General features: G+C 58.8%; 20 protein-coding genes and 3 pseudogenes. 14 read left to right on the forward strand and 9 right to left on the reverse strand.

Translation table 11 applies throughout. The features are described from left to right. From HGP14_RS31305 to HGP14_RS36880, 3 genes and pseudogenes are all read left to right on the forward strand, one after another. On the forward strand, positions 1-718 hold a 718-nt coding region (locus tag HGP14_RS31305; protein ID WP_168833726.1), incomplete at its 5' end, for an IS3 family transposase. Positions 719-736: 18 nt separating this feature from the next. Next, positions 737-1014, forward strand: a pseudogene (locus HGP14_RS31310) (AAA family ATPase); the annotation flags it as partial. A 94-nt stretch (positions 1015-1108) separates the two neighbouring features. Next, a pseudogene (locus HGP14_RS36880) lies at positions 1109-1273 on the forward strand (IS6 family transposase); the annotation flags it as partial. On the opposite strand, the pseudogene HGP14_RS35960 reads toward HGP14_RS36880, so the two are convergent. The 5 genes and pseudogenes from HGP14_RS35960 to HGP14_RS31340 all read right to left on the reverse strand — a co-directional run. Continuing rightward, positions 1273-1692, reverse strand: a pseudogene (locus HGP14_RS35960) (IS21 family transposase); the annotation flags it as partial. The pseudogenes HGP14_RS36880 and HGP14_RS35960 sit on opposite strands and share 1 nt — an antisense overlap. Before the next feature lie 46 nt (positions 1693-1738). Then, positions 1739-2959, reverse strand: coding sequence for an ABC transporter permease (locus HGP14_RS31325; RefSeq protein ID WP_168833727.1), 1221 nt, complete (start codon positions 2957-2959; stop codon positions 1739-1741). Position 2960: 1 nt separating this feature from the next. Continuing rightward, complete coding sequence (gene rbbA / locus HGP14_RS31330; protein WP_168833728.1) at positions 2961-5726, reverse strand: ribosome-associated ATPase/putative transporter RbbA; 2766 nt, start codon at positions 5724-5726, stop codon at positions 2961-2963. Further along, positions 5723-6709, reverse strand: coding sequence for an HlyD family efflux transporter periplasmic adaptor subunit (locus HGP14_RS31335; protein WP_312862235.1), 987 nt, complete (start codon positions 6707-6709; stop codon positions 5723-5725). Before HGP14_RS31335 ends, rbbA begins: the two co-directional genes overlap by 4 nt. Positions 6710-6915: 206 nt before the next feature. Beyond that, entirely contained in the window at positions 6916-7080 is a 165-nt protein-coding gene (locus tag HGP14_RS31340) for a hypothetical protein (RefSeq protein ID WP_168833725.1), read from the reverse strand. Positions 7081-7815: 735 nt separating this feature from the next. Here HGP14_RS31340 and HGP14_RS31345 point away from each other — a divergent pair. From HGP14_RS31345 to HGP14_RS31360, 4 genes are all read left to right on the forward strand, one after another. Then, positions 7816-9162, forward strand: coding sequence for a glucoamylase family protein (locus HGP14_RS31345; protein ID WP_168833730.1), 1347 nt, complete (start codon positions 7816-7818; stop codon positions 9160-9162). A 232-nt stretch (positions 9163-9394) separates the two neighbouring features. Continuing rightward, positions 9395-9838, forward strand: coding sequence for a hypothetical protein (locus HGP14_RS31350; RefSeq protein ID WP_168833731.1), 444 nt, complete (start codon positions 9395-9397; stop codon positions 9836-9838). A 79-nt stretch (positions 9839-9917) separates the two neighbouring features. Further along, the gene (locus HGP14_RS31355; protein ID WP_168833732.1) at positions 9918-10262 is read left to right on the forward strand and encodes a hypothetical protein; all 345 of its coding nucleotides are present in this window, start codon (positions 9918-9920) and stop codon (positions 10260-10262) included. A 107-nt stretch (positions 10263-10369) separates the two neighbouring features. After that, positions 10370-11269 (forward strand): universal stress protein, encoded by a 900-nt coding sequence (locus HGP14_RS31360; RefSeq protein WP_168833733.1) that lies wholly within the window; start codon positions 10370-10372, stop codon positions 11267-11269. Positions 11270-11291: 22 nt separating this feature from the next. Here the strand turns inward: HGP14_RS31360 and HGP14_RS36885 are convergent, their stop codons facing one another. Continuing rightward, positions 11292-11384, reverse strand: a complete 93-nt coding sequence (locus HGP14_RS36885; RefSeq protein WP_168833734.1) for a universal stress protein — start codon at positions 11382-11384, stop codon at positions 11292-11294. Positions 11385-11450: 66 nt separating this feature from the next. Between HGP14_RS36885 and HGP14_RS31370 the strand changes: the two genes are divergently transcribed. The 6 genes from HGP14_RS31370 to HGP14_RS31395 all read left to right on the forward strand — a co-directional run bounded on the left by HGP14_RS31370 (position 11451) and on the right by HGP14_RS31395 (position 17644). After that, positions 11451-12278: a DUF1194 domain-containing protein gene (locus HGP14_RS31370; protein WP_168833735.1), complete on the forward strand. Its 828-nt coding sequence runs from the start codon at positions 11451-11453 to the stop codon at positions 12276-12278. A 235-nt stretch (positions 12279-12513) separates the two neighbouring features. Then, the gene (locus HGP14_RS31375) at positions 12514-13068 is read left to right on the forward strand and encodes a 4-hydroxythreonine-4-phosphate dehydrogenase PdxA (protein WP_168833764.1); all 555 of its coding nucleotides are present in this window, start codon (positions 12514-12516) and stop codon (positions 13066-13068) included. A gap of 80 nt (positions 13069-13148) precedes the next feature. Then, the gene (locus HGP14_RS31380) at positions 13149-14123 is read left to right on the forward strand and encodes a tripartite tricarboxylate transporter substrate binding protein (protein ID WP_168833765.1); all 975 of its coding nucleotides are present in this window, start codon (positions 13149-13151) and stop codon (positions 14121-14123) included. A gap of 70 nt (positions 14124-14193) precedes the next feature. Next, positions 14194-14682 (forward strand): tripartite tricarboxylate transporter TctB family protein, encoded by a 489-nt coding sequence (locus HGP14_RS31385; RefSeq protein WP_168833736.1) that lies wholly within the window; start codon positions 14194-14196, stop codon positions 14680-14682. A gap of 20 nt (positions 14683-14702) precedes the next feature. Beyond that, a complete protein-coding gene (locus HGP14_RS31390; protein ID WP_168833737.1) occupies positions 14703-16217 on the forward strand; it encodes a tripartite tricarboxylate transporter permease in 1515 nt (504 codons plus the stop codon). Between the two features lie 44 nt (positions 16218-16261). After that, a complete protein-coding gene (locus HGP14_RS31395; protein ID WP_168833766.1) occupies positions 16262-17644 on the forward strand; it encodes an NAD(P)H-dependent oxidoreductase in 1383 nt (460 codons plus the stop codon). Positions 17645-17861: 217 nt separating this feature from the next. On the opposite strand, the gene HGP14_RS31400 is transcribed toward HGP14_RS31395, so the two are convergent. From HGP14_RS31400 to HGP14_RS31410, 3 genes are all read right to left on the reverse strand, one after another. Next, positions 17862-19574 (reverse strand): dihydroxyacetone kinase family protein, encoded by a 1713-nt coding sequence (locus HGP14_RS31400; RefSeq protein WP_168833738.1) that lies wholly within the window; start codon positions 19572-19574, stop codon positions 17862-17864. A gap of 10 nt (positions 19575-19584) precedes the next feature. Next, positions 19585-20469, reverse strand: coding sequence for a sugar phosphate isomerase/epimerase family protein (locus HGP14_RS31405; RefSeq protein ID WP_409527117.1), 885 nt, complete (start codon positions 20467-20469; stop codon positions 19585-19587). Positions 20470-20597: 128 nt separating this feature from the next. Then, on the reverse strand, positions 20598-21587 hold the full coding sequence (locus HGP14_RS31410; RefSeq protein ID WP_168833767.1) for a 4-hydroxythreonine-4-phosphate dehydrogenase PdxA: 990 nt from the start codon (positions 21585-21587) through the stop codon (positions 20598-20600). 216 nt (positions 21588-21803) lie between these two features. Here HGP14_RS31410 and HGP14_RS31415 point away from each other — a divergent pair, with 216 nt between their 5' ends. After that, a complete protein-coding gene (locus HGP14_RS31415) occupies positions 21804-22484 on the forward strand; it encodes a GntR family transcriptional regulator (protein WP_168833740.1) in 681 nt (226 codons plus the stop codon). Positions 22485-22513 lie beyond the last annotated feature (29 nt).

A 22513-nucleotide genomic window follows, 5' to 3' on the forward strand; every position in this document is an offset into this window, starting at 1 on the left:
CAGGCGTGAGGGTCACCTTGTGAACCACAAGCGGCTCTTCCGGCTCTATCGGGAAGAGAAGCTGACGGTACGCAAGCGCGGTGGTCGGAAACGAGCGATGGGCACACGAGCACCGATGCTGATCCCGTTTGCCGCCAATGATCGCTGGTCACTGGACTTCGTGTCGGATCAGTTGACCGATGGCCGCAGGTTCCGGATTTTGACGGTCGTCGACGATTGTACCAGGGAATGCCTTGGCCTCGTCGCCGATACGTCCCTTTCCGGCCTGCGGGTTGCCCGCGAGCTGGACCGGATCATCGAGGGACGAGGCAAGCCGAAGATGATCGTCAGCGACAATGGCACCGAGTTCACCAGCAACGCGGTCCTGCAATGGACGGATCGGACCAAGGTGGAATGGCACTACATCGCACCGGGCAAACCGATTCAGAATGCCTTCATCGAAAGCTTCAATGGGCGGCTGCGAGATGAGTTCCTGAATGAAACTCTCTTCTCGTCACTGACCCATGCTCGATCAGCGCTTTCAAACTGGCGCAGCGATTACAACGATCATCGACCACACTCTGGACTCGGCTGGATGACACCTGCTGAGTTCGCTCAGACAATCAACCCGCGACGTGATGCGGTGCTGCGCAGCCGGAATGGCTCCGCACCGCAACCCGCCGCTACCGCCCCGAATACAGCAACCCAAAACCGCTGGAGCGAACTCAAAACTGGATAAAACTTGGGGGCAAGGTCAGCTCGGGCCCTCGCCGGGGAGGCTAATGTTCGCTTCTTCTCCATCTCGGGCTCCGAATTCGTGGAGATGTTTGTCGGGGGTGGGGGCTGTGCGCGTTCGTGACCTCTTCCAGCAGGCCCGCGAGGCTGCGCCGTGCATCATTTTCATCGATGAACTCGACGCTCTTGGCGTGCTCGCAGCCAGATTGGTGGCTATGGGGAAATGACGAGAAGGAACAGACACTAAACCAGCTGCTGTCCGAGCGCGATGGCTTCGACCCGCGCGTTGGGATCGTGCTGGCGATGTCACGTTGTCTGTGGCTTAACGGTTCGCGGATAGTGGGGCGAGGATGAGTGAACCCACAGTTACAAGAATCACCGCTTTCCGCCGCAGATCATCGCCCATGCAATCTGGCTGTATTTTCGGTTCCCTCTGAGCCTGCGGCTGGTTGAGGAGATGCTATTGGAGCGTGGAATTGTTGTGTCGTATGAAACGATCCGGCAATCGGGCTGCAAATTCGGTGCGGCCTTCGCAAAGCGACTGCGCCGTAAGATGCCTCGGACGATGAAGGCTCGGCTGTAGCTCAGTTTCGTATGGGCAACCTGCAGCTTTGTGCGCTCATTGCCGATGATGGCCCAGTCCTCCGACAAGTCGAACTGGAACGCTTCACCGGGCTCGAAAGCAAAAGGCTCGAATGTGCCCGTCCTGTGGTCTGAAGTTCCCTCTGCCGATCCGCCTTCCATTCACGAGCAAAGGCTGCAACGCGATTATAGGAACCCTCGTAACCGGGGCTTATCAGGTCGGCATGCAGTTGCTTCATTGTCCGCTTCTGCTTGCGGCCCTTCTTGGATTCCGTCTTCAGCCATGCCGACAGCCGATCTGCGAACGGGTCAAGCTTGCTCGGCCGCTCCGGCACCTTGAACTTCGGCTCCCCGCCATCAAGGCGCAGGGTATTTGCGGACGGTGTTCCGGGACAAGAAGTCTGGACTATGGCCGCGGTGCAAAACACCGGCCGCTAGGACTTCAGCTCTCAAAGATTGCGCGGCGGAAGCGGTACAAGGCAAAGCCGAAGTAGACACTGCCGATGACGGTCATGGCTAGAATCTCCGGCCAGACAATCCAAAAATCCGCGCCGCGATAAAGCACGCCTTGGGCGAAAACCACAAAATGCGGCGTTGGGCTAATGATGTTCATGAGATACCGCAAAAACTCCGGCATGCTTTCCATCGGCGTCATTGCCCCGGAAAGCAGCATCAGCACCAGTATCACCGGAACCGCCAGCAGACCGAACTGGCCCATCGTGGCGGCAATGGTACCGAGAAGAATGCCTAGCGCTGCTACCGTGAACACATAAAAGCATGTCCCACCCAGAAAAAGCAGGATCGATCCGGCAATTGGGACGTGCAGCCACCATTGCACCACAAACACCAGCGACAGGCCGGTGGCAATCACGATGACAATGCCATTGGCCAGGATCTTTGAAAGCATGATCTCGGAGGGAACCACCGGCATTACAAGGAGATGCTCGACAGTCCCCTGTTCGCGCTCGCGGATCAACGCCGCGCCGGTCAGGATAATTGCCAACATTGTGATGTTGTTAATGATCTGCATGACCGAGGTGAACCAGGCGGACTTCAGGTTCGGGTTGAACTTCACGCGCGTCACCATTTTGACCGGTTCACCGCTCAATCCTTCGCGGTTCGTTACGAACTGTGTCACATGATTAAGGATGACGTTCTGGATGTACGTCATGCCATTGAAGGCTTGGGCAATCGCGGTGGCATCGATATTGATTAGAACGGAAGGCTGCCGTCCGACCAGAATATCCTCCTGCAACTTCGGGGGAATTTCGACAACGAAAAGGAAGCGTTGCGAATTCATCGCTGCGTCCATTTCCGTTGATTGTATCTCCACGGCCGGTTGGAACGTGGGAGGCGTGAGGCCGTCCGCAATACGCCGTGAGAGGTCGGAACGATCTTCGTCGACGATGCCAACCGAAAGGTTTGTCGCTTCGGTCGAGGCGCCAGTGGCAGCGTCGACCGCAACGGTGAAGGAAAAGGCGACAAGCGCCAGGACAACCGCGTCAGCGCGTACGCTGCGCATCTCCTTTATCGTCAGCCGGTACATGTTGGCCAAGTGTACCCACAGCTTTGCGAACCGTCGGGTCTTCGGCGGCGTCGCTCCTGGTACTGCAGGCGGTGTCGCCTGTCGCCGTGAATCTACCGTCTGGTCCGTTTGCGACATCTCAGTTCTCCTGCTTCCGCAGCAATACATGGGCGGCACCGAGATAGCTGACCCCAAAGACCGCGAGCATGAGCGCATTGAACCAGAGATCAGAATAGTCGAGACCCTTGGTGAAGGTGCCGACGCTGATCGGCTGATACCAAGCCGCTGGAAACATGAGGCCAATGCCCCGTCCCACGCCTGTTAGCGATGACACCGGGGTGAGCAGACCCGAAAAATTCACCGTGGGAATGATCGCTAGAACCGTGGTGGCAAAGACCGCCGCCACCTGGGTCCGGGTGAAGGTCGAGATGAGTTGTCCAAAACCGCAAGTGGAGAAAACATAGAGCAGTGTCCCGAGGGCTAGGGCTCCGTAAGACCCCCTGACCGGCACGTGGAAAAGGAAAAGCGCCATCAGCAGCATGATAGTGAATGCCATCATCGCGATGACGACATAGGGGACCAGCTTGCCCACCAAGAATTCGAATTTGCTGATGGGAGTGGAGCGAAAGTTGGCGATCGAGCCCGTTTCTTTCTCGCGCACGACAGCAATGGTCGCCATGACGGCCGGGATCAGAACAAGCACCATCACGATGGTGAGCGGAACCATTGCAAAAATGCTCTTGAACGCCTGATTATAGCGGAAGCGGTTTTCGATATTGACACTGCCGAGATAGACGTTTGATGGCGCATTGGGGCCGAAGCGCTCAACAATGAGATCCCGCGCGTAACGCTGCTCCAGGCCGGCTACGTACCCTCTCGTTGTCTCACCCCGGAATGGCATGGCGCCGTCGATCCAGAAGGCCACCTCGGGCGGACGCACATTTGCAACATCACGGCCGAAACCCGCGGGAATTTCAATGGCGACAGCGAGATCTCCGCTCCGCATGCGCTGCTCGAGTTCCGCGGTAGAGCTAATCGGAGGCCGCTCCTTGAAATAATGAGAGCCCGAGAAATTTTCCAGCAGCCTGCGGCTTTCGGGCGTCCGATCCTGGTCGAAGGCTGCAAATTTCAGGTTCTCAACGTCGAATGTGATGCCATAACCGAAAGCAATCATCAGAATCACGGGACCAATGAAGGCGAACGCCATCCTGATGGGATCGCGCAGAAGCTCCATCGTTTCGCGCCGGGCATAGGCCCATAGCCGCCCGAGGTCAAATTGCCTGGACGAAGTCGATTGGGTAGACTTGGTTGCCGTAACGCCCGCACGCGCCGAAGGTCGCGGCGCTGGTTCTGGCTTCTTCTTGTCTTTGCTTTCGCCGGCTTCCTCCAGATAGGAGATGAAGGTGTCCTCGAGAGAATCGTTGCCGCGCTCCTTCACCAGCTCCTTCGGAGCTCCGACGGCGAGCACGCGTCCGCGATGCATTAGCGAAATACGGTCGCAGCGCTCGGCCTCGTTCATGAAATGGGTCGAGAGAAAGATGGTGACGCCATCGTTGCGGGAGAGATCGATCAGCGTGCGCCAGAAGGCGTCACGCGCGACCGGATCAACGCCTGAAGTCGGCTCGTCGAGAATCAGGATCGGCGGCCGGTGGAGCACGGCCACCGCGAGCTGCAGCCGCTGCTTGACGCCGAGGGGCAGGCTTTCCGGCTTCTCATCCGCCACGTTTTTCAGATCGTACCGCTCGAGCAGCTCGTTGAGCCGTGTGTCGATCTCGTTCGACGGCAAATGGTAGAGCCGCGCGTGCAGATCGAGGTTCTGCCAAACCGTAAGCTCGCCGTAGAGTGAAAACGCCTGCGACATGTAGCCGACGTTTTGCCGCGCCTTCATGTCGTTGGCGCCCATCGGCCTGCCGAATAGCTTGGCCGAGCCTTCGGTGACCGGCAGCAGCCCGGTCATCATTTTCATGGTGGTGGTCTTGCCGCAGCCATTCGAGCCGAGAAACCCGAAAATCTCACCGCGTGCGATTCGAAAGCTCACATGGTCGACTGCGACGAAATCGCCGAACCGGCGCGTAAGCCCTTCGGCTTCGATTGCAGGCGTCTTGTCCTCGGGTTCGACGCGCGGCCGCACGACCACCTCCTCGTGCATGCCGCGCTTTTCGGGCGGAAGTAGCGCAATGAAGGCGTCGTCGAGATTAGTCTTTTGCGCTTTGACGAGGATCTCCTTCGGAGCGCCATGCGCGATGACCGCGCCGTCGTCCATGGCGGCAAGCCAATCGAACCGGCCGGCCTCGTCCATGTAAGCGGTTGCGACAATTACGCTCATCTGCGGCCGACGCGCTCGGATGGAATCAATGAGCTCCCAGAATTGCCGCCGCGAGAGCGGATCAACTCCTGTGGTAGGCTCGTCTAATACGAGCACGTCAGGATCGTGCATCAGAGAGCAGCAGAGGCTGGCTTTCTGCTTCATGCCGCCGGAGAGCTTGCCGCAGGGTCGATCTGCAAACGGGTCAAGCCCGGTGGCTACCAGAAGCTCGTCGATGCGCGCGCGCCGCTCCGCTGCGCCCTGGCCAAACAACCGCCCGAAAAAATCAATGTTGTCGAAAACGCTGAGCGTCGGATAAAGATTGCGACCAAGCCCCTGCGGCATGTAGGCGATGCGGCCGTAGCTCGCCCGCCGATGGCCCTCATCCTGCATGTTTCCGCCGAGCACCGTAACCTGGCCGGTTTGAATCTTGCGCACTCCTGAGATGAGGGCGAGCAAGGTGGATTTGCCGACGCCGTCGGGCCCGATCATTCCCACCATGCAATTGGCGGGAATATCAAGGGTCAGGTCGTTAAGCGCGAACGTTTTTCCATAGCGGTGAGTGACATGCTGGACACTTGCGACAATGGTCGTGCTCATTCTGGCAGCCTCACGCTCAATTCCCCAGGCCAAGGCACCCTTGGATCGGTGCGGACAAACCCAAGCCCGCGCACCCCGGTCTTTACCTGGCGATGGTACTTATCGAGCACCTGAGCATCGCCCTGGAGTTTGACCCGGAACATCAATTTCTCCCGCTCCTCAGTGGTCTCGACACTCTTCGGCGTGAACTGGGCCTCGGTCGCCACGAAGCTGATCGTTGAGGGGAACACATATTGGGGTACGGGATCGAGAATTATGCGTGCGTCGTCTCCCAGCGCGAGCTTGCCGGCGTCGTCCGCGGGCAGATAGATGGTAAGGTAGACATCGTTCAGATCAAGAATGGTCAGAACGCGTTGTCCTGCAGCGACGACCTCACCGGCGCGCGCGAGCCGGTACTGCACCCGCCCACTTCTGGGCGAGACGAGCACGAGATCGACGAGAATTGACTGGTAACGTTCGACGTCAGATTGAGCTACGTCAATTGCGAAACTGGCCTGATCACGCTGAGCATTTGCCGCAACGTAGGCAGCCTCCGCTGCTTCGAACCTGTTGCGACGCTGATCAAACACCTGTGCCGATAGATTCCGGTCCGCAATTTGCTTCTTTCCGCGCTCATAGTCGCCTCTGGCGAAATCCAAATCGCTTTTGCGCTGTGCTATCAGCGCGTTCGCTTCCGCCAGTGCCTGTTTGGATTTCAGGACTTGCGCTTGCGCGCCGCGTAACTGTGCCTCCGTTTCCGGCGACGAGATGGTGGCGACGACCTGTCCAGCCGTGACTTCGTCACCCTCGTCCACGGTCAAGGTAGCCAGCCGGCCGGGATATTTCGCCGCAACATCGACTTGCGTTGCTTCGATTCGACCGTTCGACTTGACAATGCCGTCGGGCATCTCGTTGCCGCGCAACCGCGCGATCAGGCTCTCCACCGCCGATTGGGCTCGTTCGAGAGGGTTCTGTTGGTGCGATTGCGCCCGCGCCTTGCCGATTAGAGATTCTCCCTGAGAAAGGCCGAGCGTAGACGCGACCAATGACACAGAGACGGACACGATGACAGCGCTCAGCACGCCGACGATCAACGGCCGAAAAGACATTCGACTCTCCTTCGAGTGTGCTTGAGCACCTTGTAATCAGGTCAAGTGTTGCCAACATAAGTGCCAAGCGACCGCTCGCATTGATTTAGATCATATTTGGATCAAGAGCTAACGGCGAAGATCGTCGTGCCGTAGCCCACTTGAGGGGCTTGCATATGGTATCCGCCATCGACATAGACAGTTTCTCCAATGATCAGTTTGGCATAGTCGGTTGCCAGGAAGGCCGTTGCGATGCCGTCACCAGCAGAAGAATCGCTCCACGCCACCCTATCAGCCACGATTTGCAGGGGACCGCGCGCGCATGCCTGAGAGGTTCTTGCTGAACCCCGCGGCATATAGGCGATGTGCTTGCCTGCGTCTTGGCGCTGGCCTGTGGGGCTGAGTTCTCGATATGTCGGGAGGTCAAACTTCTCCGCGGCGGCGAGATCTCTGTGTCACACCCGTTTGCCAGCGGCCGCATACCGGATTCTGACGTCAAAGCCTAAGAATCGTTAGCCAGCATGCTGTAACGTCAGCACAGTTCGAGGAATGAACCAGCCATCCTGGCCGAAGCGGGTCCCCGACGGCGCGGGCCGCGCACTCGAACCTCTACGTCGTGCGCAGCTGGATCACTTGCGTCTCACGTTCCGCAGTGGGCCAGAGGTTTTCCACAACTGGTCTCGGTACTTTGATTCATATCAATTTGAGAACCTGGCCGCCGTGTTAGTGAAACTTCAAGCTAGACCAGCCGTCGCAGGGGGCTGCCTCGACCGTGCCAACCAGCCCGCCCGAGATGCGTTCAGGAAGACCGCTGCCCGAGCTTGCTCCTCGGACGGTGCTCAGTGTTACTACATCCGGACAAGCGTGACGTGAGGGATCACTCCATTTATCTTCCGCGCGCGATTAAAACTCTTACTCCGGAAGGAGAATAAAGGAGAACAGATTTGTTAGTAACAGCTCGCAACGAACGGATGCTCCCCTAGCTCGTGCGGAGCAGGCCGGATCGTCACAAGGTTTCGACTATGCGCGATACGCAGCCAAGGGCAATACCTGACACGTTCTCGATCGCAGACTTCGCCGAGTTACCGACGGACTGGAGTCTGCTGCTGCAATTCACCACGTTGCTGTACTACCTGCAGGTCACGAATCCGGATAACGGCCTGATCCGGGACAAGACCGAGCCGAATGCCCCGGCAAGCATCGCGGCGATCGGGATGGCCTTGGCGGCAAGTCCCGTTGGCGTGGAACGCGGCGTGGTCACCCGCGAATTTGCCGCGAAGGTCGCTCGCAGACAATTAAGATATCTGATGGAATTACCGCAGGGACCGGAGACAGACGCGTCTGGCTACAAGGGCTTCTTTTACCATTTTCTGGACATCGAAACCGGTCGCCGAGTTTGGCAATGCGAATTGTCCACCATAGATTCGGCATTCCTGTTCGCAGGTGCTCTGACAGTTGCCACCTATTTCGATCGCGACACCGCCGAGGAAGCGCAAGTACGCCAGTTTGCCAATGAGCTCTACGAGCGTGCGGACTGGAACTGGGCCTGCAACAGCGAGCCCACGCTGACGCATGGCTGGATGCCGGAAACCGGATTCATCCCTCACCGCTGGCGCGGCTACGACGAGGGCTTGCTGCTCTACTTCCTCGGCCTGGGTTCGCCGACCCACCCGCTGGAGCCCGAGAGCTACACTGCATACACGGCGACTTACGAATGGAAAAACATCTACGGGCGCGAGCTACTCTATTCAGGCCCGCTTTTCACCCATCAGTTGTCGCATCTGTGGGTGGACTTTCGGGGAATCCGCGACGATTTCATGCGCGGGCGTGATAGCGACTATTTTGAGAACAGCCGGCGAGCGACTTTCGTTCAGCAGGAGTATGCCATCCGTAATCCGATGAACTTCGTCGGCTACGGGCAATATTGCTGGGGCTTCACGGCGTGCGATGGCCCCGGTTGGATCACGCGCGAGGTCAATGGAACCGAGCGGCAGTTCTTCGACTACCTAGCCCGCGGTGCTCCCTTTGGCCCTGACGACGGGACGATCGCACCGTGGGTTGTCATTGCCTCGTTACCGTTCGCACCAGAAATAGTCGTCCCCACGATCCGCAACTTTGCACGAATGAACCTTGGAATGACCCGCCTTTACGGATTCAACCCGTCATTCAATCAGTCATTTGCAGTGAAGGACAGTCCGACCGGATGGTGGAGATCTCCGTATCATTTCGGTATAGACCAGGGACCGGTCGTGCTAGCGATCGAGAACTACCGGACGGGCTTGCTGTGGAACATCATGCGCCGCTGTCCGCCGATTTTGGCCGGCCTGAAAAGGGCGGGCTTTGCGGGCGGATGGCTCGCTGCGATCTGATTGAGCACCGTGCCCTTCCAAGGCGTTCCGCATTTGAAGTTTCGATCACGCGTCTTATTATTACCTACCCGGGGTGGCCGCGCAAAAGGGGCTTCACAACTGATAGCGCCTTCCCTCGGTCTTGAGGGGTAGTCCAGAATCGGGCTCGGTTCGGTGTCCACTTCCACCCTCCGTCCTCAACCACTCTGCTGTTGATATGGTATGCGCCGAGCCGTCACATAGGAGAAACCTCGTGAACGCATACATCTCGGCTCTGATTGGCCTCGCCGGCGTCGCAATCGGCAGCCTGACTTCGTTTGCCACGACCTGGATCACACAGGAGTTTCAGGTGAAGGCAAGACATCGGGAGGTTGAGATCGCCAAGCGCGAAAAGCTCTTTTCGGATTTCATCACCGAAGCCACCCGTCTTTATGGCGATGCAATTAGCCATCAGAAGGATGACGTTTCCGACCTCGTGCTGCTCTATGCATTAGTCGCCCAGATGCGTCTGTTTTCATCCCGTCCGGTTTTGGACGCAGCCGAGCTGGTAATGGACCGGATCGTCGAAACTTACCTCGCGCCCAATCGCTCCCTGTCCGAGATCAAGGATCTCGCGCGTTCCGGTGCAATGAACTTTCTCCTCGAATTCGGTGAGGCTTGTCGGGAGGAGTTGGCGGCAGGGCGGCCTGGCCGTTGACCGGAGGGTAAGTCGTAGCTGACCGAATGAACGCTCGAACTCAGCCGTGGGCGGCAAGCTTGACGAGGAGTTGAGTCGCATGAAAGAGATTATGAGCGATTATAGCAGCGATGCGCTGTTGCTGTTCAACGAATCCTTCGCAGCAACCAACGAGCGGGAAGGCACGGAGATCGCCAGGCAGATCGTAGGCAGCTTGCTCGACGATCGCGCGCGCATGTTCTTCGTCACCCACATGTACGAGTTCGCCAACGGCTTCGCCGAAGAAGGCCGGCCCGATGTGGCATTCCTGCGCGCTGAACGCCGGGACGACGGAACCCGCAGTTTCAATCTCATCGAGGCAGAACCGTTGCGCACAAGCTTTGGCGAGGATCGCTACAAGGAGATTTTCGCGCCGGCCGGCGGCTCCCGGCAATTGATCGGCTGACCTTGAACACTCCAGCGCCCCGGCGGCGTTGCGAGCCATGCGACGCGGGCGTAGAATGAAGTTCTGTGGACCAGGAGCGATCGAAGCATCGTGGAAGGAGGTCCGACATGAACAATGCGCTCTCCAATGGCGACTCGCGGAGACCGCCGCAACAGGCTGGCGTCATCTTCGCCGACCATGTGCATGAAGTAGCCGTCCATGCCGATGTCCTCGCCTTGCTCCCTGATCCCGCAACTGCGCGGTCTTGCCTTGATATCGCCGAGGATGCCGCAGGTGCCATCCATGGCACCATGGCCGCTGCTCATGTGGGCGCCGACCCCGAAAAGATGATCGCCGCAGCTGAGGAAATCGACCTGCAGAGGATGAGAGAGCACGATGAAGGCTCGCCGCTGAAGCGCCTTGAACGGGTCACGCGCGCCTTCGAGGATTGGAAACACCACAAGCCCGAACGAGAGCGTCTCCTTCTCGACGACTGCCGTGGTGATCTCGGCCGTTGCGTGACGAGCGAATGCCATGAGACGGCGCTCGTCATCGCCCCTTGCTATGGCAATTTGGATGCCCGCGACACGTTTCACGACATCGTATTCAACGAACACAAGCTGGTGCTGGTGCCGCCACCCGGCCACTATCACGGCAACCTCATGGGCCACGTCGTGATTGGCTGGAAGCCGCACGAGCATGCGCAGCACACCGTCGTTGCGGCGAGACGCTGGCTGGCGGCAGCCGATCGCATCACCGTTCTATGCGTCAACGACAAACCAAACGGAAGTTATCAGTTCACGGCCCGGGAGCTGCTGAAACAGCTCAGCCTTGACGGCGACGTTATCGCGATCAGCTCAGGCGGCCGCTCCGTCGGCGAAACGATCCTCGATTTCGCGAAAACCGCGAACGCCACCTGCCTGCTGGTCGGCGCCTTCAGACATGGCTATTTCCTGGAACTGCTGCTCGGTCGCGTCACCCGCTACCTGTTGTCGCATAGCACGCTTCCGATAATGATGAAGCATTAGCTAGATAGCCGTCGGCTGCCCCTCATTTGACGACCAGGACATGGCACGGCGCGACTTCGACCAATCTGTCGGTCGTGCTGCCGATCAGCCTGTTGTAGAGAGCCGAGTGACCCATAGAGCCTCAATACGCTACAAGTATACTTTTCTAAAACGCGCCTAGTTGCGGAGTAGACAAGCAGACATGAAAACCACGGCGCGCAATGCCGCGTACTGCTACGGTTTCAGCGTCGTTCATGATAAGGTTCTTTGTTTGTTTGCTGCCGATGAACCTAGACAGGGGGCGGCGATGAGGAAGACGCTGCTTTGGATCACTTCAGTGCTGATTTTGAGCATAAGCACGGCGGTTCAAGCCCACGAGTGCTCGGACATCGCGCTTGTCCTGGCCGTGGACGGTTCCGATAGCATCGATGACAACGAATATGCATTTCAGAAAGCAGCGATTTCCACTGCATTCCGCGACAAGGCGGTAATTTCAACGCTGCGAGAGGCAGGGGTCGTGGCGGTTTCGGCCGTTTTCTGGGGAGACGCCGAGTCCCCAACGCAAGAAGTGGGGTGGTTCATTATCACCGATGGTGAAGGCGCAGAGAGCTTTGCACGCGAAATCGACGACGATTCCCGCTTGGTCTTCGGGCATACCGACATCGGCAACGGCATCTGGTCAGCGCTGACTATGCTTTCGGACTCGAACTTGTGTCCGCGCAGAGCAATTATCGACATCTCGGGCGATGGCAGAGAGACAGGGGGGCTCCTCAAACGTCCGGACGTGATATCGCTGTACCAAGCACGTCTACGCGCCAAGCAAATGGATGTAAGAATCAATGCCTTGGCCGTCTCCGACGATGGCGGAGACCTGGCCAGCTACTACGCCAAGAATGTAATCCTCGGTTCCGATGCCTTCGTGATGGACATCAAAAATTATGCCGACTATTCCGCCGCCCTGAGAAAGAAACTGATAAGGGAACTGGCATCCAAAGCCGTGGACGTCCCGTTAAAAGCAAGCGCGGAATAGCGGCGCCAGGCGGCCGTGGCTTCCATACTGCCCAGTAGACAACGTCAGACGTTCCGAAGCTCTAACCCGGCCATTATGACGCAAGCCACAGAGTTTGCTGGCTCCGTACCTCTTGTCAGCGCCTGCTTAACAGGGGCGAGACCTCGGATTGCTTGGAAAATATTGTATACAAAATTCAGAAGACTTGATGTCGAAGTCTGAATGCCGTATTAACCCCTCCAGGATGGAGGAAATGATGAGCTTGAGCCAAAGCCAAATGCGGCCGGTCATTGCGCTAGCCATGGGAGATCCAGCAGGAATTAGCCCGGAACTTACGGCCAAGCTCTGCGCTCTTGAAGAGATCGCAGATATTGCACAATTGGCCGTCATCGGAGATCGTCGCATGTTCGGCAAAGGCGCTGCCGACGCCGGGCTGGACCTCACGATTGAAACAATGGCAGCGGGTCAATTTGCTGCGCTCAAGTCGGAGCGCCATGTCTTTATCGATCTTGCGCATCTTGACCCGTCAGAGTGCCCATTCCCGGCAGACACCGTCTTTCTGCGCGCGGTCAAAGAAGGCTACCGCGCCGTCCTGACGATGTATCATGATCAGGGGCAGATCGCGATGAAGCTTATGGGTTTCGATGAGGGCGTCACCATGATCGGCGGCCTGCCCTTCCCGCTCTGCACGCCTGCCCACAGTACTGCTTACGATATCGCCGGCAAGGGCATTGCAAACATCCGCGCGAGCCGCGAGGCGATTCTTCTGGCCGCGCGCATGGCGTCAAGGACGCACTTTGCTGCCGGATAGCCGTTCTTAAAGAATACCCGGTGCGAGGAGGTTCGTACCGGCTTCATCTAACAAGGAGGTAGAAGATGAAGACTTTGGCCATGAGCATGACTCTTGCAGCCGCGTTGGCGATGGCTGGCCAAGCATTGGCCTTCGAACCGACAAGGCCCGTCGAGTTTGTTGTTGCGTCCGGCGCTGGCGGCGGGACCGACAATTTCGCCCGCACGATCCAGTCAATCATCACCAAGCACAAACTCATGGGCAAGTCGATGGTGGTCTTGAACAAGGGTGGCGGCAGCGGCGCCGAGGCATTTCTTTACGCCAAGCAGAACGATGGCGACCCCAACAAGCTGTATTTTGGAACCAATAACGCCTATCTGCTGCCGCATGTTGCTAAGATGGCCTATTCGACGAAGGACCTGACACCGGTCGCGGCAATGGCTTTCGACGAGTTTCTGATCTGGGTCAAATCGGACTCTGAATATACGACGCCAGCAGCACTCGTGGACGCAGCCAAGGCGTCGCCAAACACCATTGCTTTTGCAGGAAGCCAGTCCAAGGACACTGACGAAACCCTGGTGGCGCTGATCGAGCAGGCCACAGGCGCTAAGTTCAAGTATCTGCCCTTCAACGGTGGCGGCGAAGTCGGTGTCCAGCTCGCGGGCGGCCACGTTGCCGCCAATGTCAACAACCCCAATGAGAATATCGGTCAATGGAAAGCCGGCGCCGTCAAGCCGCTCTGTGTCTTCTCCGACAAGCCGATGGCAAAAAGCGAGCCGATTTACGACGGCAAGGGCTGGGGCGACATTCCAATCTGCTCGTCGGTAGGCATCGCGATCCCGTCCTATAAGATGCCCCGCACCGTGTGGGTCGCCGCCGGGACGCCTGAAGATGCAGTCGCCTATTATGCCGATATCATGAAGAAGGTCAGCGAGACGCCGGAATGGGCGGAATATATCCGCAAGACCTCGCAAACCGGCGATTACCTTGACGGCGCGAAATTAACGGATTTCATCGGCACCAGCGAGACGAAAGCGGTGAACGTCTTCAAGACGGAAGGCTGGCTGGTTCAGTAAGCGAACTGACGGACAGGCGCCCAGGGGTCCGGCGGACACCGCCGGATCCCTTAGATGAAGGAAACCGATCATGCATATCAAGCGCCTCCATATGGAGGTCTTCGCCGCCGCCGGCGTGGCCGCAATCGGCGTGCTCGCAGCCACAGGCTCGTTGGAGCTTGGTGTGACCTGGGGGGATTCAGGGCCGCAGCCCGGCTACTTCCCATTTTATGTCGGCCTCATCGTCATCGCGGCGAGCATCGGCTGCGTCGTGCAGGCTATCTTGAAGGCAAGGAGCGCCGAGCAGCAGGAGACTTTTCTCGAGCCGGAGCAGACCCGGCGGCTTCTCTCCTTCTTTATTCCGATGATCGCCTTCGTCGTCGTGACGATCTATTTCGGTGTCTATGTTGGAAGCGCGTTGTATCTGTTCTATGTCGCCTGGCGCCAGGGAAAATACAAACCCCACCATGCGATCTTCATGGGCGTTGCTTTTTCGATCGTACTCTATTTGGTTTTCGAGACCGCGTTCCAGGTGCCGCTGCACAAAGGCCCACTCGAAGACATGCTTGGCATTTACTGAGCGCAGCGGGAGCATATCTCATGGAAAATTTCGGACTGCTGATCGACGGTTTTGGCATTGCGCTGACCCCCATGCACATCATGCTGATGGTTGCTGGCGTCCTGCTCGGCCTTGTGGTTGGCGTGCTTCCGGGGCTTGGTGCCCCCAACGGCGTCTCGCTGTTGATCCCTCTGACATTCTCGATGGATCCGGTATCGGCCATCATCCTTCTGGCATCCATGTATTGGGGTGCGCTGTTCGGCGGGTCGACGACCTCCATTCTTTTCAATATTCCCGGCGAACCAAGCTCCGTGGCGACGACCTTCGACGGATACCCGCTGGCGCGCTCCGGACAATCTACGCGTGCGCTTACCTTTGCCTTCATATCGGCCGGCATCGGCGCGCTTATTGGCGTTCTCGTCATCACGCTGTTGTCGTCCTGGGCCGCCCGCTTCGCGCTCCGATTCGGCGCTCCTGAGTATTTTGCGGTCTATTTCCTGGCCTTTTGCGCATTTGTCGGGATGGGAAGCGCTTCACCGCTGAAGACCGTCGTCTCGCTCGGACTTGGCCTGCTGCTATCGGCGGTCGGAATGGACACGGTGACTGGCTCGCTGCGGCTGACATTCGGCATCGACGCGCTTGTGAGCGGCATCAGCTTCCTTGTTGTTGTCATCGGCCTGTTCGGCATAGGCGAGTTGCTGGCGACGGTACAGGATGGTCTGAAATTTCGTGGCGTTTCCTCTCGCATCGATCCGCGTGATGTCTTTAAGACCATCTGCGAGATGCCGCGCTATTTCACGACGATCGTCCGCTCTTCCTTGGTCGGCATATGGATGGGAATCACACCCGGCGGGCCGACAGCCGCATCCTTCATGAGCTATGGCCTCGCCCGGCAATTGTCGAAGCCCGGCGCGAAGTTCGGAACCGGCCGCCCCGAAGGCATCATCGCTCCGGAAACAGCCGACCACTCGGCCGGAACCTGCGCCATGTTGCCGATGCTGGCGCTAGGGGTGCCGAGTTCCGCAACCGCGGCCGTCATGATGGGCGGCTTGATGATTTGGGGCCTGACGCCCGGTCCCATGCTGTTCACCACGAAGCCCGACTTCGTCTGGGGTCTGATCGCCAGCATGTATGTGTCGAATATCGTCGGCGTCTTCCTCGTCCTTTTAACCGTTCCATTTTTTGCTGCCCTATTGCGCATCCCATTCACTATTATTGGTCCGATCATCGTCGCGATCTGCTTCGTAGGCGCCTATACGGTTGCGAGCGCCACTTCCGATCTGTGGCTGGTGTTGATCTTCGGTGCTGTCGGCTTCATCTTCAACAAGCTTGAATTCCCGCTGGCACCGTTGGTTCTGGCGATGGTGCTTGGCAACAAGGCGGAAGAATCCTTTCACCAGTCCATGATCGTCTCGGATGGATCGCTCGCGGTGTTCTTCTCCAACTTTCTGGTCGGTACCATCATGACGATTGCGCTCGCGCTTCTCATCGTCCCGCAGGCCGCTAAGCTTTGCTCCCACCTCAAGCGGCGTCAAGAAGTCGACCCGGCGGCATGAGCCGCGTCGACTTGATTTTCACACTCGTCAGCAAGGTCCACATTATGAATTACCATAGCTATTTCGGCTCCAATGCCGAGGCGGTCGAATGCTGCATTGTCGGCACCGGGGGATTTGGCCGGACCTTTCTCGCCCAAAGCCTGAAGACGCCGCTTATCAGCACGCGGGTCGCCGTCGATGTAAGAGCGGAGATGGCTTTCGACGTCCTTCGCGGTCTCGACATCGATGACGCCAGGATCGCGCGGTGTGACACGGTTGCTAAAGCGAAAGCCGCATGGGAGAAGGGCTTCTTCATCGCAACCGGCGATATTGCAAACATTCTCGAACTGCCGATTTCCGTCGTCGTCGAGGCAACCGGCCACCCGGAAGCCGGCGCCCGCCATTCGCGGCTTGCGATCGATGCAGGCAAGCATGTGGCGTTGGTCTCGAAGGAGGTCGATAGCGTCGTTGGGGCTGGCCTTTCTTTGCGCGCACGCCGCAATAATGTCATCGTTACCCCGGTCGACGGCGATCAGCCAAGCCTGCTCATCGGCTTGATCACATGGGCGGAAGTATTAGGACTGGAGATCGTCGGCGCCGGCAAGGCGAGCGAATATGACTTCGTGTTTGACCCAGCGCTCAAGACCCTGAATTCAAACGGCAAAGTCATAGCCGCTCCCGAATTCGGGGACTGGATTGAGCCCACCAGCTTAGAGATATCGGCGGTCGCCGCGAAGCGCGCCGCGATCGCATCAGCGTTGCCGCAACGCGCAGTGCCGGACCTTTGCGAACTGACGGTTGTCGCCAATGCCACCGGTTTTCAGGTCGACAGATCCGACCTGCACGCGCCGATCGCCCGCATTTCCGAAGTCGCCGACTTCTTCTCCCCGCAAACGAGTGGCGGGCTGCTCAAGACGCCCAGAAGTCTCGAGGTGTTCCATTGCCTTCGCCTTCCCGGCGAAGTGAGCTTTGCCGGCGGCGTCTTCGTGACCGTGCGATGCGATGACGCGCTGACCTGGGAGATGCTTGCGGAAAAGGGCCATGTCGTCAGCCGCAAGGGCGATGTCGCGATGCTTTATATTCCCCGGCATCTTCTTGGCGTTGAAGCAGCCACCAGCATCCTGGAAGTAGGGCTGCGCGGCATCTCCAGTGGCGCATCAGAGCCGCAGCCGGTCATCGACCTCATCGCCTATGCCGATGCAGATATTCCCGCCGGCACCGTTTTGACCGCCAGCGGACACCATCATTCGATCGTGAACGTATCGGCCAGAATGGTGCCCGCAACCCGGCTGTCGGACCGAACCCCGGTACCGTTTTATCTCGCGGCAAACCGCAAGCTCGCGAGAGCCGTTTCGGCGGGTCAGCCGATCCTCTGCGGCGACGTCGAACTCGACGAGGCGTCGGAACTACTGTCACTCCGGCGGGAACAGGACGAAGCCTTTTTCTGACAAGCCTTAGGGCCTGTGGACAGTTAGGTTTCGGGCGCGGCGCGAGCCGGATTTTGTGGATGGCGAGGAGAAGGAACCGCCGCCGTGGAGCGCATCTCCACAAGGGGGCCGACGCTAAGGAATCAGAATCTCGGAAAGGAGTTTCAGCGTAGTGATGGACATCATCACCCTGACGTCTTTAGGGCCGACCGAGCCGGTCAGCCCCGCGCGTCAAGCGTCAGCGCGATCGCCCGATAAAATCGGATACCAGGGCCGCGACCATGGCAAGCGATACCGCGCCTGCATCCGGATGACCGATGCTCTTTTCCGCAAGCGGCCTTGCACGGCCGAGGCGGGGCGCGAGCTTTGAGGTTGCCTTGGCCGCGTCCTGTGCCGCTCCAGCAGCAGTGCTCCACGCTTGAGCAAGCGGCATGCCAGCCTTTGCCTCACCCGTCAGGGTTTCGACAAACGGAACAAGGGCATCCACCAGCGTCTTGTCACCCACGCGTGCTCGGCCCAGGCGGGTCACGCCCTGAAGCGCGAGCCATGCGCCTTCGATAATCGCCTTGTCGTGGGGCGCGTCGGCATCACTCAACGCATTGCTCCATGAGCGCAAGAGCAGACCCCAGATCGCCCCGGAGGTTCCGCCTGCCCGATCCGCCCAGGCGTCACCGCCACGTGCCAGTGCTGTTTGTGCACCGGCACCCGCTTCGACCGCAGCGGATATCGCTTGTGCTGCAGCATCCGAACCGCGTCGCATGCCTTGCCCATGGTCGCCGTCGCCTGCCACCGCATCGATCCGGCCCAGCTCAGCCTCCTGATCCTTGAGCATCGCTGCAATGCCGACAAACAGATCGCTGATGCAGCGTGCCGCCTTGCGGGACGCCTCGGAGGCGGCTGGAATGGCGGAGGCGGTTTCCTCGTCGACGCTGGTATCCGTCCTCAAATCTGCAGCACTCGTGCGTCCCATGCGGAAAGCAGGTGAATCGCAAGGCGCAAGCCAATAACCTTCCAGTTCCTCGTTCAGCCACGTCAGCGTCAGCGAGCAGCCCTGCATGTCGAGGCTGGTCACGAACTCTCCTACCTGAGGTTCAACCACATCGAGACCATCGGCCTTCAATCTGTCCCGTACCGCCGTCCACAGCACGAAAAGCTCTTCGTATTTGGTGGATCCGAGACCGTTCAGCACGGCGGCAACACGGTTACAGCCGGTCGGCCTTTCGGCAAGCAGCTTACCGGCCAGAACGCCTGCCAGATCGGTAGCGCTCGCAACATCCTGCTCGCTGATGCCCGGTTCGCCATGGATCCCGAGGCCAAGCGCCATGCGGCCCTTCGGCACGTTGAAAAGCGGCCCTTTCGCACCCGGCAGCGTGCACCCCCCAAAGGCGACACCAAAGGAGACGGTGCGGTCGTTGGCCAGCCGCGCAATCCTTTCGACCTCATCCAGCGACAAGCCCGCTTCGGCCGCCGCACCGGCTATCTTGAAAACAACAAGATCGCCGGCAATGCCACGCCGCATCGCATGCGTCTCCGCCGGAGCGCTGGCCACATCATCCGTCACTGCGATGATGCGCACGTCGATACCCTCGGCACGCAGGCGCTCGGCGGCAACGCCGAAATTCAAAACATCGCCGGCATAATTGCCGAAACCGAGAACAATGCCGCCGCCATTATCCGCGTGGCGGCAAACGCGAGCAATCGCGGCGGTCGAGGGCGATGCGAATACGTCGCCTGCAACGGCGGCATCCGCCAGGCCAGCTCCTACGTAACCGGCAAAGGCCGGATAGTGCCCGGAGCCACCGCCGACGACCACCGAAACCTTGCCTTTCGGCACGGTGGTCGCACGGACGACGCCGTTGCTAACAAGGCGAACATGGTTTGGGTAAATCTGGCAGAAACCGACAAGCGCAGTCGCCGCAAATTCCTCGGAAGCATTAAAGATCGTGGTCATGAAACGCTCCTCAGCTACGCGGCAGGATACGCCGGACGTAATCGCGATTGGCAGCGCTGACGGATAGCCCGTCACCGCCATAATGCTCGCACAGAAAGGGGCTTTCGAAGCCATGCTGAAGCGCCAGCTTGATTGCGGTCCGGTAGTTGATCAATCCGCATTCAAGCGGGACCGGATGGGTACCGATCAGGCCGGACGCCTCGTCCTCGATACGCATGTAGTTCTTCACGTGCCAGTATTTCGCATAGGGCGCGACCTTGGTCATCATCGCCAACCAGTGCTCGACAGGCCGGTGAAGGCGAATGAGATTGCCGAGGTCGGCGTTGATGCCGACATTGTCGAGCCCCACGTCCTCGACGAAGCGGACGGAACTGTCTGCTGTGCCGAGATAGGTGTCCTCGTACATCTCAAGAGACACCTCGAGACCAACCTCGGCCGCGTGCCGGCCAAGCTCAGCGATGCGGGCAACGGCCTTGCGCCATATCGCCGGATCATCGGGGTTGTTCGCTCCCTGCTCGGTCCAGAACCACAAGGCGTTCTTCTGCTTTTCCGTCAGCGGCTCGAAAAAACCGAAGGAGACGCTGCCCGCCCCCATCTCGACGGCGACATCGATGAGACGATGGCTATAGGCGAGATAGTCGTCGCCATGGGACGCATCGATCACGCTTCGCCGAGCGGTGGAGATCGCCGGTATGGTCAGACCATGAGCAGCTACGATATCTTGAAATTCGCGGCGGCGTGACGGTGAAAGATCGGCAACCCTGAGCCAGCTATCGGTTGGGTCGATCTCGGTAAAGCCGGCATCGGCGACATCGCTTATGGTCTCCGCCCACTCGTCTGCCGTTTGGTCCTGAACGGAGCGGCCGTCTGGCAGCATGTTCGGATACTGGATCATTGCCGCGGCAATCGGCCAGTTATCACGCGTCCATTTTTTGTTAGCGCTCGTCAACGTCATCCTCCCTTAGACAGTTAGCCCGCGTCCTCCCGGGCATACGGCCGGCGACAGCGCCGGCCGCCGGATAGTCAGGCCGCCTTGGCATCCTTGCGCTGGCGGGACGCAATGCGTGCAGCAAGCAGGATTGCCTCGCGGCTGGCTCCCACATCGGCAATGCCCTTGCCGGCAATGTCATACGCCGTTCCATGGGCTGGCGTGCAAAGCGGGAAAGGCAAGCCGCCCATCATCGTCACGCCCTTGTCGAAGCCGATCAGCTTCATCGCGATCTGTCCCTGGTCGTGATACATGGTCAAGACGGCATTGAAGCCTTCCTTGAGGGCGCGGAGGAAGACGGTGTCGGCCGGGAACGGTCCTTCGACGGCAAGTCCCCGCGCTTGTGCGGTAGCCACGGCAGGCTCGATAATGTCGATTTCTTCCCTACCGAAGCTACCGCCGTCGCCAGCATGTGGATTGAGGCCTGCAACCGCGATCCTTGGCTGGTTAATTCCCGCCGCCTTGAGGCAAGACAGGGTCAATTCCAGCTCGGCCATGATCCGATCGACGGACAGGTTGGCGGACACTTCCTTGAGCGGAATGTGGGAACTGACCCGGGCGTTCCAGATCTTTTCCAGCACATTGAACTCGCGGACCTTACCCGTAAACGACAGAACGTCAGAAACAAACCGGATCTCGTCGTCATAACCGGGATAAGCGTAACGCATCGCCTTCTTGTTGAAAGGCGTGAAGCAAACGGCATCGGCCTTGCCCGCCTGTGCGAGTTCGAGCGCCGTGCGGAAGTTCCGCGTAGCGAAGGTACCTCCTGCCAACGTCGCCTCTCCGCGCGTCACCTCCTCAGGCGACAGGTGAGCGAGATCGACGAACACATGCCGTGAACGATCCGTGCTGCTCAGACCGTCAAGCGCCGCAGCCGCTAGATCGAGCTCGACACCGGCTTCGTGCGCCCCCTTATCGAGGATCCGGCGATCTCCGATTGCGATGATATGGGCTGCGTCCGCGACGTCGCCCAGCGCAAGAAGGCTCGCCGTGAGCTCGGGGCTTATCCCGGCAGGATCTCCCATCGCAAGCGCAATGGTGGGTCGACTATCTGCATTCGCGGTGATGTCCAAGGTCCGTCCTCCAGAAATGATTGGAGGCTTTTAGGACATCAGCACGCCAAGAACAAGTCTTTTGCATTTTGTATACAGAATTTTTCAATTTGGAACTCGCCCGCATCTGGTGTAACCATAAGGAGCGGATCATCGATCCGAGCAGAGGTGGGAATTTGGTTTTCGAAGATGAGTGAAATGCTGTCTGAACTGTCGACCTCGAATACCGGCCGCATCCAGCGGACGGCGCTGCATGACACCCTCGTCGGTAGGCTTCGCGATATGATCATCGAAGGAGATCTGGCGCCGGGCACCAGGCTTCACGAAACCCATCTCGGAGAACAGCTTGGTGTTTCGCGCACACCGCTGCGCGAAGCAATCAAATACCTCGCAAGCGAGGGCCTTGTGGAACTCGTCCCAAGTCGCGGGGCAATGGTCAAACGGTTCAGCGGCAAGGACGTGCACGATATGCTGATCGTGCTGAAGAGCCTGGAGGAGCTCGCCGGAAGCCTAGCATGCGCCACGGCCACGGATTCAGAGATCGCGGCGGTTAGACGCCTTCATGACGAGATGCTGCGCTGCTACGAATCCAGAGATCGGCTGCGCTATTACAAATTGAACCAGGAAATCCATACCGAGATAAGCCGGATCGCGCATAATGCGGCTCTGAGCGATATGCAGGCGCTATTACAATCTCGCCTGAAAAGAATACGCTTCATCGGTCACGAAGGTGCTGAAAAATGGGCGGCTGCAGTAGCTGAACATGAAGAAATGATCGCGGCTCTCGAAGCGCGCGATGGGACGGCCTTATCGGAAGCTCTGGGACGCCATCTCCTAAATGCCTGGGAGCGTGTCAAAGAGGCCGTGTAGCTCTACCGTTCGCTAGCTAAAATCTTAAT

Origin of the sequence: Rhizobium sp. P32RR-XVIII (assembly GCF_012641395.1) — a bacterium.
Classification (GTDB): Bacteria; Pseudomonadota; Alphaproteobacteria; order Rhizobiales; family Rhizobiaceae; genus Rhizobium.